This is a genomic window from Chryseolinea sp. T2, from assembly GCF_037203685.1.
Lineage (GTDB): Bacteria > Bacteroidota > Bacteroidia > Cytophagales > Cyclobacteriaceae > Chryseolinea.
Map to the genome: position 1 here is coordinate 161,334 of NZ_JBBCAU010000003.1, position 12,438 is coordinate 173,771.

The 12,438-nt window shown below is 47.8% G+C and carries 10 protein-coding genes; 6 read left to right on the forward strand and 4 right to left on the reverse strand.

Annotation, left to right across the window (positions count from 1 at the left end; all coding sequences use genetic code 11):
- Positions 1-39: 39 nt before the first annotated feature.
- Together WBG78_RS10510 and WBG78_RS10515 are read right to left on the reverse strand one after the other, a co-directional pair.
- A complete protein-coding gene (locus WBG78_RS10510; protein ID WP_337326380.1) occupies positions 40-1,860 on the reverse strand; it encodes an ABC transporter ATP-binding protein in 1,821 nt (606 codons plus the stop codon).
- A 6-nt stretch (positions 1,861-1,866) separates the two neighbouring features.
- Complete coding sequence (locus WBG78_RS10515) at positions 1,867-3,564, reverse strand: hypothetical protein (protein WP_337326381.1); 1,698 nt, start codon at positions 3,562-3,564, stop codon at positions 1,867-1,869.
- A 135-nt stretch (positions 3,565-3,699) separates the two neighbouring features.
- Between WBG78_RS10515 and WBG78_RS10520 the strand changes: the two genes are divergently transcribed.
- The 6 genes from WBG78_RS10520 (at position 3,700) to WBG78_RS10545 (ending at position 9,215) form a co-directional block, all read left to right on the forward strand.
- Positions 3,700-3,948, forward strand: coding sequence for a type B 50S ribosomal protein L31 (locus WBG78_RS10520; RefSeq protein ID WP_337326382.1), 249 nt, complete (start codon positions 3,700-3,702; stop codon positions 3,946-3,948).
- Positions 3,949-4,158: 210 nt separating this feature from the next.
- Positions 4,159-5,340 (forward strand): GlmU family protein, encoded by a 1,182-nt coding sequence (locus WBG78_RS10525; protein ID WP_337326383.1) that lies wholly within the window; start codon positions 4,159-4,161, stop codon positions 5,338-5,340.
- Positions 5,341-5,349: 9 nt separating this feature from the next.
- A complete protein-coding gene (locus WBG78_RS10530; protein ID WP_337326384.1) occupies positions 5,350-6,468 on the forward strand; it encodes a DNA polymerase III subunit in 1,119 nt (372 codons plus the stop codon).
- Positions 6,465-7,403 (forward strand): hydroxymethylbilane synthase, encoded by a 939-nt coding sequence (gene hemC / locus WBG78_RS10535; RefSeq protein WP_337326385.1) that lies wholly within the window; start codon positions 6,465-6,467, stop codon positions 7,401-7,403. Before WBG78_RS10530 ends, hemC begins: the two co-directional genes overlap by 4 nt.
- A gap of 33 nt (positions 7,404-7,436) precedes the next feature.
- Positions 7,437-8,291, forward strand: coding sequence for a peptidylprolyl isomerase (locus WBG78_RS10540; protein WP_337326386.1), 855 nt, complete (start codon positions 7,437-7,439; stop codon positions 8,289-8,291).
- 30 nt (positions 8,292-8,321) lie between these two features.
- Positions 8,322-9,215 carry an SDR family oxidoreductase gene (locus WBG78_RS10545; RefSeq protein WP_337326387.1) on the forward strand — a complete coding sequence of 298 codons (894 nt, stop codon included), beginning with the start codon at positions 8,322-8,324 and terminating at the stop codon, positions 9,213-9,215.
- Positions 9,216-9,320: 105 nt separating this feature from the next.
- Here the strand turns inward: WBG78_RS10545 and WBG78_RS10550 are convergent, their stop codons facing one another.
- Positions 9,321-10,727, reverse strand: a complete 1,407-nt coding sequence (locus WBG78_RS10550; protein ID WP_337326388.1) for an APC family permease — start codon at positions 10,725-10,727, stop codon at positions 9,321-9,323.
- Between the two features lie 54 nt (positions 10,728-10,781).
- Complete coding sequence (pafA, locus tag WBG78_RS10555) at positions 10,782-12,422, reverse strand: alkaline phosphatase PafA (protein WP_337326389.1); 1,641 nt, start codon at positions 12,420-12,422, stop codon at positions 10,782-10,784.
- Positions 12,423-12,438: the final 16 nt, after the last annotated feature.

Here is a 12,438-nt window from a genome sequence, read left to right on the forward strand (position 1 = left end):
AGACGGCGTACCGTTTGCACGCAGATCGTCAGGTTTTCTTTACAGCTTTTGAATCTGGATAAGCTTTTTATAGAGGCCATCCTGATGCAAAAGTTCTACATGCTTACCGCGTTCGATCACCTGGCCTTGCTGAATCACGACGATTTCGTCGGCGTGCTGAATGGTGCTCAGGCGGTGAGCAATCACTACGGATGTGCGGTTCTTCATCAATTTAGTAAGCGCATCCTGAACAAGTTTTTCTGACTCAGAATCAAGTGCTGATGTAGCTTCATCGAGGATCAGTATTGGCGGATTCTTCAATACAGCACGGGCAATGCTGAGGCGCTGACGCTGGCCACCTGAAAGCTTCGACCCCCGCTCACCGATCATAGTCTGATAACCCTGTTCAGTCTGTATGATGAATTCATGTGCATTTGCGACTTTTGCCGCACGAATAACATCCTCTTCATTGATATTCGGCATCCCGAACGCGATGTTGTTGAATATGGTATCATTGAAAAGAATAGACTCCTGAGTCACTACACCGACCTGCTTACGGAGTGATTCAAGATCGTACTCCGGAAGCGCTATTCCATCGAGCGTAACGGTGCCACTAGACGGATCGTAAAACCTTGGTATCAGATCTGCGAGTGTCGACTTGCCGCCTCCTGATGGACCTACCAATGCGACTGTCTTACCTTTTTCGATGCGCAGGTCGATGTTCTTTAGAACAAGATCCTTATCGTAAGCAAAGCTCACGTCTCTGAACTCGATGCTGTCGCGGAATTCGCTCACTACGATGGCATTCGGTTTATTGCGTATCTCGGATGGAGTGTCTATTACCGCGAAAATCCTGCCTGCAGATATTGCTCCTTTTTGCAACGAGGTAAATCCGTTTGAAAGATTCTTTGCCGGCTGAATCATCATGGCATATACGGTAAGAAAAGTAAAGAACGAAGCAGGAGTTAATTCACCGGTGTTTGACAGAACAGACAATCCTCCGTAGAACAGAATACCTGCAACGATAGTTACCCCAAGAAATTCAGACAATGGCGATGCAAGCTCATTGCGGCGCGAAATAGAGTAGTTTACCTTACGATGATACGCGGCTTCATTTTCCAGCTTGTCTGCTATAAAGCCGCGAGCATTGAATGCTTTGATAACCCGCATGCCGCTAAATGTTTCATCGAGTATGCTCACAATCCGGCCCATCGCTTCCTGACTGAGCGTAGCCTTAACTTTGAGTTGCTTGATGATTGACGCGATGATAGCACCTGTAACGGGAAGTATGACAAGGGTGATCAGTGTGAGCTTCACGGAAATAACAAACAAGACAGTGATGAACACGATGAGAGTAACAGGTTCCCGAATGGCACGAAACAAATTGAGAACGGTGTTCTCCACTTCGCTGACGTCATTTGTGAACCGTGATATCAGATCACCTTTGCGCTGATCACTGAAGTAACCGATATGCAGTTTAGTAACGCTGTCGAACAAGTCTATGCGCAGGTTCTTCACCACATCAACTTTTACGCGGGAAGCTATAAGCCGCTCGATGTATCGCATGGTGTTCGCCAGCAGCACGAACAATACAATCAGAGAACAAACCATTAGCAACGTGTAGGCAGCACCTTTGTTCTGAAGCGAGTAATAGAACTGATACTGCAGCCAATCCTGAAAGTAGCTAAGGGACAATGAGAATTTAGGCTCGGGCGGCACTACAATGTTAATCTTCTGCCTGAAGAGCAGGTCAATCAATGGTTGCAGCATTCTAAGATACGCAGCACTGAAAAGCGCGCCGACAACAGAAAAGAAGAAAAACTTAACGAACTGTACTCCGGCTTTAGGAGTGTATTGAAGGATGCGTAGATAAATTTTCATTAATGGCTAGAATTCGTAAAGCCTGCGGGGGATATTCCAGCGCAAAGCTAGTGAAGTTAATGTTGTATTGTTGTTGTATACAGGTACTGGAGCCTCGCTCTTCCTGATGACAACATTTGCATCTATAAACAGATTGTGCTTAAGCATGTAGGACAAAGTAAGGGATCCGAACAGAACTTCAGTTCTGACGCCCTGACCGATTTCGTTATCGTATTGCTGCTTACGGGTGTTGTTATTCTTCATTATGTCTCCTCCCCAGTTCACGCCCACTGTGTCTTTGCCCTGAATAGAATAATTGAGCTTGCCGATGATTGAAAGTCTCGGGATCGGCTGGTACCTGAGGATACCTGCCAGTTCATATAAGTTTGCTCCAAGGGGATGCGCGATAGGCTGCCTGTAACTGCTATAGTTTCCATAAACTGAACCATGCGAATAGGTATATGGCCTGATCAGGTTAAACTCTCCCTGCAGGTCGAGATTAGAGACGCCAAAAGCGTCAACATATTTTGCGCCTGCCTGAATTGCATACTTATTAGCCCACCAGCCGTCGGCGTCTTTGATATGGTCGAGGACAAACTCATCGAGGACAAACTGCCCGTACATGGACAGGCGTCGGGCTATGTTCCATTTGAAATCCATTCCCAGGAGAACGTTGTCGCTGCTGCCGTTTTGCTGTTCGATGGCGCGGTAGAAGATGATGGGATTCAAATAGTCGAGACGGAATTTGCCTGCTCCCAGTGAATCGTCGGGGCTGAAGACTACAGACTCGAAAACGCTAAGATTAAGCTTCTTTCCGATGTTTATGGCCAGGTGGTGCGTAGCGACGAACTTGTCGGGATATCCACCATCTACGTCTCGCAGTCCACCTAGGCTCCCCGCAACATCTGCCGTCATCTGATTAAGCATGAAGAAGTAATTCAGCTTCCAGACCTTTACGTCGGCCTTCAAAAACCAGGCAGGTGGTGGATAGTCGGAATAGATCAGCGACCGGTAGCCATTTCCAATGTTGAAGCGGTCGTGCCCGAACTGAATATTGATGTGCTTAGTTGCTTCAAACGTGATGTATCCCCGGGCCTGAAAGTAATCTACGCCTTTGCCGTCCTTGAACTCCTTCCAAAAACCTTCGTGTGGGATCACGGGATTTGTTGCCATCTGATCCCAGACGTAGCTCGGTAAGACGCCCTGATTGTCGGTGAAATACGTATAGAAACCAACCTTGCCATCCACCATACCCCGCACTTCGACGCCCCGGGTATTGTAATACACCATTTCGTCGCGCCGGTTGTCATTACCGGCAGACAGCATGAGTACCGGATTTACGTGAAGGTCGAAGGCCTTTTCGTCCACATGGTAAAGGTCAGACTTCTTGCGGTAGAAGACTTTGAGAAAGGGCTTGTGCTTTGAATCACTGGTTGCGGACCGCGAAAACTCCCAGCTATCGTTCATGAAGTATTCGTAATTGAACCGGTCAGCGCGGGAGGTTATGAGCCCATTATGCTCCAGAGAATCAAAGAATTCTACGATTTCCGAGCGCTTATATGGTTTGACGTTCGTAAAAAATGCAGGCGTGATCACACCTGACTTAACTTCATATCGATCGATGTTGTGATAGTAGTCCTCGTTAAGGGGAGCAAAGCTGCTTTGCCCGTGAGTCAGACCTGATATGAGCATCAAAAGCGCGATGCAAACGTTGTTTCTTATCATTATGAAATAATCCAGCCCGCAAATTACGCCATTTTTAGCCACCTCTCTCCCATTGAAAATGCGGCGGCAGGTCTTGTTATTTTCGGAACTGTCCTTATCTTTGCAGTCCTTTTTAGGAGAAACACGATAAAGCTTATGAAAAAAGGTATTCACCCTGAATATAGAGACGTCATTTTCTGGGACACGTCAAGCGACACGAAATTCAAGAGCCGCAGCACGTCGGGAACGAAGGAGAAGATCACTTGGGAAGACGGTAAAGAATATCCTGTGATCAAGGTTGAAGTAAGCTCAGCATCACATCCGTTTTTCACAGGCAAGAAATTGTTTGTTGATACGGCTGGTCGCGTTGAGAAATTCAAGAACAAGTACCAGAAGAAGGCTTAATAATTGGCAATTTATAATTGACAATTCACAATTTTGGAGAGCCCGCTAGATGCGGGCTCTTTCTTTTTTCCGGAATCAGCTTGCTTTGCCAGGGCTTACGTATAATGTCCGGAAAGGCCATTCTCTGAGCGAAGGGTTTTATTTTCTGATCGACGCCGGAATATTGCTCCGATTCATTCCTGTTTTGCGTTATGCTTCTATTTTTGAGGCATGAACGTTATCCTCTTCGACGATCCCACCATACGGCTCAACCTCTATCCATTTACTCTCACGAGGCCGGTGGGTGCAATTCGGATTGGCATTCTGACGATAGCTGAAAAGTGGGAACGCTGGCTGAAGTCGCCGGTAAGCTTCCAGACGGAGGGTTATCTTGCACAAAAGTTTCCCCGTGAAGGTGGCAAAGATGAGCTTCTGATCAATGGCGCGTTGTGTCCTGATGCGGAGCTCAAGGCAACAGTGAACGCTCTGCCTCAGGGATACTTTCTCGTAAAGGATGCACTTCTGCTGGCCGCGCGAAACCCACAGGGGCCGATGACGGAGCGCAACGTTGTGGAGTATAAAAAATCTGTGACTATAATCGACCAGGTTTGGAAGATCTTCAACCAGAATGCAGCGCAGCTCAGGACAGATTTCGTGCTGGTAACGTCCGGTCGGAAATCGGCGGGCATACATGATCCTCACACACGCATTTACAATGCCGCAGATATCTTCGTCGAGGAAGGTGTTTATATTAAAGGGGCAATACTGAATGCAGAAACGGGACCGATCTATCTTGGAAAGAACAGTGTTGTTCAGGAGGGAGCGATCATTCGGGGGGCCCTTGCATTATGCGAGGGAGGGCATTTAAACATGGGAGCGAAAATGCGTGGCGACATAACGGTCGGCCCATGGTGTAAAGTTGGCGGTGAGGTTAGCAACTCGGTACTGTTTGCCCATAGTAATAAGGCGCATGATGGATATATTGGCAACGCGGTTATTGGAGAATGGTGTAACCTGGGTGCTGGTACGTGCGCATCGAACCTTAAAAACAACTATGCCCCGATCAAGATATGGAGTCACGCCCGAAACGAAATGGCGTCAACTGACCTGCAGTTCTGTGGATTGATGATGGGAGACCATAGCAAGGCTGCTATTAATACGGCGTTCAATACCGCGACCGTTGTGGGTGTATCAGCAAACGTGTTTGGAGGTGGCTTTCCGCCTTCGTTTGTGCCTTCGTTTAGCTGGGGCGGAGGAGAGGAAATAACAACGTATCGCGTGGATAAGGCGATAGAAACGGCGCGCATGGTAATGTCGCGACGTGAGATGAACATAGACAAATTTGACAGAGCAATCCTGGAAGAGGTCTTTCGATTGACTTCACCAGGGCGTGCGTGGGAGGTAAATGGGTAAAAAGAAAAAATGAGATTTGCAGATATACCAGGCGTTGAAGATGTGAAGTCGCTGCTAACGACAGCTGCGCGTCAGAATCATTTAGCACACGCGCAGCTTATGGTTGGCGCTGAGGGTGCGCTGAACCTGCCAGTTGCATTGGCGCTTGCGACATACATTCACTGCCTGGACCGGGGTGACGATGCCTGTGGCAAATGCGCCGCCTGTTCGAAGAGCGGAAAGTTTATTCATCCGGATACCCATTTTGTTTTCCCGCTCAGTAATGTGAAGGGAGATAAAGATGAAGATCGCTTCAAGGCGGAGATGTTAAAGATGTGGCGAACCTTCCTTACAGAACAGCCATTTGGAAACATCAATGACTGGACAGCATCGTACGGTGGTGAGGACAAACAGGCGCTGATCTCCCGTGACGAAAGTCGTGAAATCATCAAGACTTTATCGCTTAAGCCATTTGAGAGCCAATCGAAAGTGATGATTATCTGGCAGCCGGAGCTGATGCATCCGTCGGCGGCCAATGGGCTTTTGAAAATTCTGGAAGAGCCTGCTCCCTACACGTATTTTCTGCTGATCACCAATGCCGCTGACAAACTATTACCGACGATCATTTCCAGGACGCAGATCGTAACAGTACCTCTCCTCGACGATGAGATCATAGAAGATCAACTGGTCAGCAAAGGTATAGATGGAGCAAAGGCTGCGCGCGTCAGTCGATTGGCAGAAGGCAATCTTAACCTAGCATTCAAACTGTTGGATTCGGAGGAGGATGACAACGCTGCACGGTTCACTGAATGGATGCGGGCCTGCTTTAGAAAAAGTTATGGTACTTTGGTATCTCTTGCAGAGAATTACCACGCGCTCGACAAGATGAGCCAGCGGAACCTTATGCTTTACAGCATGAACATGATGCGGGAAACACTTCTCCGAATTTCAGGAGCAAATGATCTTAACCGCTCCCGTGGCGAGGAACTTAAATTTATACAGGACTTTAGTCGTGTCATGAATGTAGATAAGGTAGAACGCTCTTATACGCTCATGAACGACGCTGCCTATCATTTGGAACGAAATGGAAGTGCAAAAATGATCTTTCTGGACCTATCTCTTCAATTGTCAACTACAATCAATCCATGAACAAGGTAATTCGCATTGGTACGCGTGGAAGCAAGCTTGCACTCTGGCAGGCAGAACATGTAGCACGCCTGATTAAACCCTCCGGCTATACGACAGAGATCGTTCCAATTGAAACGCGCGGCGATACCATTCTGGACGTATCTATCGCTAAGATTGGTAGTAAAGGTGTCTTCACGGAAGAGATTGAGGCCCGGCTTATTGATGGCACTATTGACATTGCCGTCCATAGCGCGAAAGACTTATCGTCCGATTTGCCGGATGAACTGGAACTGATCTCGTTTACTGAGCGCGAGCATCCAAACGATGTGGTGGTAAGCCTCAGAAAAGATTTTAGTCTGTCGAATGGCAACCCGAAGGTTGGTACCTCGGCAACGCGCCGGGTGGCTTTTCTGAAACACTTTTATCCAAACGTTCAGGCGACTACAATACGCGGAAATCTTCAAACACGTTTTGCCAAACTGCAGGCGGGAGAATACGATGCCCTTGTTCTGGCATACGCCGGCGTACATCGTATGGGTTATGATGAGCTCATTGTTGAAAAAATAGAAACGAGTTATTTCGTTCCCGCCGTTGGACAGGGAAGCATTGCCATCGAATGCCACAAGAAACTTGACTATCAAAAAAAGGAAGTCATCGAGCGTTGGGTGAATCATGTGGAGACTGAAGATTGTCTTCGTGCGGAGCGGGCATTCCTGAAAACTCTTCAGGGCGGTTGCAGCATTCCTGCCTTTGGTTATGCGCATTTTGAAGGTGCATTACTTACGTTGAAAGCCGGCATCATATCGCTGGATGGGCAGCGAATCGTAAAGTCGAAGGGCACTGCAGAACCGTCAGCCGCCAAGCAACTTGGAGAATCTGTGGCACGTGAGGTGCTGAACAGCGGCGGCGGCGACATACTTTTCGAAATCAGGAACCTGGCCAGGCAGGCCGTATAGGGTATCCGTTGAACAATTCCAGAACAAACAGACATGTCAAGAATATCGATTATTACCTTACTGGTCTGCTGCATTATTGTAGCCAGCTGTGCGCAGAAGCGTGCAACGATTGCCACCATCAAAACCAACTATGGAGACATGGTTGCTGTATTGTATGATGAAACGCCAAAGCATAAAGAGAACTTTATCAAACTTGCGAAGAGTCATTACTTTGACAGTACACTGTTCCATCGCGTCATCAAGGGATTTATGATCCAGGGCGGTGATCCCGACTCAAAGAAGGCAGCACCCGGCGCTCCACTAGGACATGGCGGCCCAGGTTACACGATCGATGCTGAGATCGTTCCGAAATATTTTCACGACAAGGGCACCTTGAGTGCCGCTCGTTTGTCCGATATTCAAAATCCCAAGAAAGCATCCAATGGCAGCCAGTTCTTCATAGTTCAGGGTCGTGTGATGGATACTGAGGAGATGACGCTGGACCAGGTAAAGTATGATCAGGCGCTGCGAAAGTTTTTCGACAACCCAGCAAACAAGGGAGCCTTTGATTCACTGGGTGCAGCTTATCAGTCGGGAAATGAAGAACAGTTCAGGACATTGTTTCTTGCACTCAAGCCAAGGGTTGTAAAAGAAACAGGTATGGATGTTACGCAGACCGTTGCTCCGGAAAAACTTAAAGCGTATTCGACTGTTGGTGGGGCTCCGATGCTGGATGGCAATTATAGTGCCTTCGGGAAAGTTATTAAAGGTCTTGAGGTAATCGACAAGATTGCGGACATTCAGCGGGATGCAGCTGAAAGGCCAACAACCGATGTCCGGATGTCTGTCAGCGTAGAAGAACTTTCCGCCAAGGAAATCAGGAAGCGTTACGGTTACGAATTGCCGTAATTGATCAAGTAAACTCCATTTATTTCAACAGTGAAAATTCTTGTTACTGGATGCAATGGCCTGCTGGGCCAGAAGATGATCTCGCTTCTGGCATCGGTTCCTGAGGTAACGGTCATTGCAACCGCGCGAACGCCCTTGGCAGGATCATGGTCGGTGCCTTTCGAATTAATGAATATAACTGACGCGTCAGCTGTCGCACGAGTGGTGACTGCACATGCGCCAGATGTGATCGTGCACGCCGCGGCAATGACGCAGGTGGATATCTGCGAGCAAAACAAGGAAGAATGCTATCGCGTTAATGTTTCAGGTGTTGAGAACATGATCGAAGCATCAAGGACCTGCAATGCGCATCTTGTTCACGTGAGCACGGATTTCATTTTCGATGGCAAACGTGACAGGCTAGCGGAGGGCGATCAACCGGGGCCTGTTAACTACTATGGTCAGTGTAAGTGGCAGGCGGAACAACTCGTGGTGGCAAGCAACATTTCGTGGTCCATTGTTCGCACCGTGCTGGTGTATGGAATAATACCCGGAGTTCAACGGTCCAACATCGTGACTTGGGTAAAACAAAGTCTGGAACAAGGCAAGCAGATTCGCGTTGTTAACGATCAGTGGAGAACGCCGACTCTTGCTGAGGATCTTGCCTATGGCTGTTATCTGGTTGCAAAAAAACGCGCTAATGGCATTTATCACATTTCAGGTAAGGACTTCGTATCGATATATGAAATCGCTATGCAAACAGCAGCGTTTTTCGGTCTTGATGATTCACTCATAACGCCGGTAGAATCGGCTGCCCTCCCTCAACCTGCAAAGCGCCCGCTGAGAACCGGGTTCGATATATCGAAAGCTACAAGCGAGTTAGGTTACCATCCGCATTCATTGGCAGAAGGTATTTCAGTTCTCGCTTCTCAGATTGGTCGATAAACTTTCACAAGCTCAACCTTATTGCAGGTCATCGCATCCACCACAAGGATTGCAGATAGCGATAACCCAATTACAAGTTATCTAGTCAAAGAAGGCGTACGAATACTATGACTTACTGCTTCTTCTCTGGAGAGCTGCGTAGTAAATAGGGATGCCAATAAGTGTAATGATCAATCCTGGCCATGTGAACTTCGGCTTATAAACAATGAGCAGAAGACAAAAGGACACTCCCATAAGAATATAAATCAGGGGAAGCACCGGATAGCCAAATGCGCGATAAGGCCTGGGAGCATCGGGCCGCGTTCTTCGAAGTATAAAGATGCCCACGATCGTGAGCATGTAAAACAATACAACTACAAAAGAAACCATATCGAGCAGGTCGCCATACCTGCCGCTCAAAGACCAAAGGCATGCGAGCACACATTGCACCCAAAGCGCACGTTGCGGGACCGCGAAGCGATTGAGCTCACCAGCCTGACGGAAGAACAGACCGTCTTTTGCCATGGTATAGTAAACACGGGCACCAGCCAGAATAAGACCGTTATTACAACCGAACGTTGAGATCATAATCATGAGTGCTATGATTACCGTGCCGATGTTGCCAAAGATGACATGTGATGCAGCAACGGCCACCCTATCCTTTTCTGCAAAAGCGATTTCTCCCAGTGGCAGCACTGCGGTGTACATGATGTTCGCAGAAACATAAATGATAGTGACTATAAGTGTGCCGAGGAAGAGGGCCAGTCCAATGTTACGTTGCGGATTCTTGATCTCGCCTGCGATGAAGGTTACATTGTTCCATGCATCGCTGCTGAATATCGAGCCAACCATTGCTGCGGCGATTGCACCGACGGCAGCAATTGTCGTGTAGGCTTCCAGTGATCCATCAGTGTTCAGTTTGGTGAGGCTCCAGGCATTAGTCCAGTTGGCGGACCACACATCTCCCCGTGCCATGATAAGGCCGAAAACAATCAGTCCGAACAAGCTAACCAGCTTCGTTATGGTAAATGTTGTCTGAATGGCTTTGCCACCCTGAATGCCCCTGGTGTTTACATAAGTCAGAAATATAATAATGATGATGGAGACAACCTGTGCCGGTGAGATCGACATGAATCCGAGATTAACCAGCACGAGATCTTCGCTAACACCTGGTACGATGTATGCCATGAATTTGGAGAAGGCAACGCCCACTGCTGCGATGGTACCGGTCTGTATCACGGCGAAAAAACTCCATCCATATAAGAAGGCAATCAATGGATTGAATGCTTCCCTGAGATAAACATACTGGCCACCGGCCTTGGGAAACATACCGCTGAGCTCACCGTAGCTCACCGCTGCCGAGATTGTCATAAAGCCGGTAATCAGCCATACCGCGATCAGCCAACCCGCGCCTCCAACATTTCGAAGTATATCGGCACTGACTATAAAAATCCCGGAACCGATCATGGATCCTGCAACGATCATGGTAGCATCGCGCAATCCGAGCACCGGTTTAAAGTTCTCTTCGCTCATGTTGTTAGGTCTAAGTAAAGTTTTGAAGATAGCGAAAAGCAGGCAACTGCCACACTACTCGAATATTTCCACAACTGGTTGGCCGGTACATCCACTGGGATACTTAATCCGAAGTAGCGCTGAAATAGTAGGGGCAATATCGGTTATCGGATGGTATCGAACTGATGAACCTTTCTTTATTCCAAACCCAAAGAAAAGGGCCGGAACATTTGTGTCATAGGTATAGGGCGAACCATGAGTTGTGCCTTGTAGTGAAACCGAATCAAACCAGCCAGGCTCAAGTGAAATGATGATGTCTCCGGACCGTTTGAAGTTATAGCCCCGGGCAACAAACCCTTTGATTCCTCCATCAGTATAGCTTGCATCGCGAATCATGTCCGCAGTATAGTAACCTGCCACGCCGTCCATGGTCATCAGGAACTTACCAATCATTTCTGTAACAATTAGCAGTTCGATTGTTCCGTTACGCGGGTCCTGATTGAAGAGATCGTGATTCAGAAATATCTGACCGTTACTGATGTTTTCAATATAATTCTTGCCAGGGAAAGACGCGTTCAGATAGGAATCCAAACGGGTTTTCAATTGTCCTTCGCTAAAGTATCCCGCAGGAACTTTATTGTCTTTCAAATATTGTGGTACGTCGGCGACGGCGTGATCAGCAGTTAAGAAAACTGTGTACTTATTGGCACCAACTTCTTTATCCAATCTGTCGAGCAGGTCGGCAAGATTCTTATCCAGGCGAAGATACATGTCTTCTATTTCAACTGAATTGGGACCGGTTCTATGTCCGACTGCGTCCGGAGTTGAGTATGAAATGCAAAGGAAATCAGTGTCGTTGTCCTTTCCGAGCTGCTCATTCGTTAAGGCCGCCTTGGCAAATTCTGTGAGGAAGTCGTCGGCGTATGGAGTGTTGGCCAGAAATTCAAAGCTGTCTTTTACCCGTAAGTTGGCAATCTGATAAGGGAACGTTGACTTTGCCTGTCCTGAGAACTTGCGCTCATAAGGTGTATCGTCGGGACCACTTTCAGTATACTTCTCGATTGGATATAGTGTTTTCCAGTCCTGGGCCAGATATTTTTCAGGAAGCTTCTGTGCATTGAACTTCGCTACCCATTCAGGCAACGCAGATACATAGTAAGTACTGGTGATGAACTGACCCGACTTTCCATCATACCAGTAGGCTGCATTCGCCATGTGACCTGCGGGCAAAACTGCGCCGCGATCTTTTATGGACATGCCAATAACCTTTGAACGTTTCTGAGTGAAAAGCTTAAGCTCGTCTGTGACCGTAGACGCAAGTAACCTTGCTGGTGACACATCGCCTTCCAACGAAGCGCTGCCGACGGCCTTTCGCGTTGAATCTTCGACACAGTTGACGAACTTCTTTGCCTTCTTGTCATAGAATTCATTTCCTATAATTCCATGAATAGCCGGAGTTGACCCCGTGTATACAGAAGCGTGACCCGGGCCAGTTACAGTAGGCACATAGTTGTAATGCGCATTTCTCAGCATGAAGCCATCGTTCATGAGGCGCCTGAAACCTCCCTCCCCGAATTTGTCGTAGAATCTATAGAGGTATTCCTGCCTCATCTGATCAACAACAATACCCACAACAAGTTTAGGGCGTTCGATCGTTGATTGTGCCCAGCTGCTGACGGTTATCGACAGCAACATCAGAATGATTAGACGCTTCATAGCCATAGGGATGAAT

What these genes read in the sequence shown, in the direction of transcription:
- WBG78_RS10510 (WP_337326380.1), bottom strand. Translation starts at nt 1,860, where the DNA reads ATGAAAATTTATCTACGCATCCTTCAATACACTCCTAAAGCCGGAGTA.
- WBG78_RS10515 (WP_337326381.1), bottom strand. Translation starts at nt 3,564, where the DNA reads ATGATAAGAAACAACGTTTGCATCGCGCTTTTGATGCTCATATCAGGT.
- WBG78_RS10520 (WP_337326382.1), top strand. Translation starts at nt 3,700, where the DNA reads ATGAAAAAAGGTATTCACCCTGAATATAGAGACGTCATTTTCTGGGAC.
- WBG78_RS10525 (WP_337326383.1), top strand. Translation starts at nt 4,159, where the DNA reads ATGAACGTTATCCTCTTCGACGATCCCACCATACGGCTCAACCTCTAT.
- WBG78_RS10530 (WP_337326384.1), top strand. Translation starts at nt 5,350, where the DNA reads ATGAGATTTGCAGATATACCAGGCGTTGAAGATGTGAAGTCGCTGCTA.
- hemC (WP_337326385.1), top strand. Translation starts at nt 6,465, where the DNA reads ATGAACAAGGTAATTCGCATTGGTACGCGTGGAAGCAAGCTTGCACTC.
- WBG78_RS10540 (WP_337326386.1), top strand. Translation starts at nt 7,437, where the DNA reads ATGTCAAGAATATCGATTATTACCTTACTGGTCTGCTGCATTATTGTA.
- WBG78_RS10550 (WP_337326388.1), bottom strand. Translation starts at nt 10,727, where the DNA reads ATGAGCGAAGAGAACTTTAAACCGGTGCTCGGATTGCGCGATGCTACC.
- pafA (WP_337326389.1), bottom strand. Translation starts at nt 12,422, where the DNA reads ATGAAGCGTCTAATCATTCTGATGTTGCTGTCGATAACCGTCAGCAGC.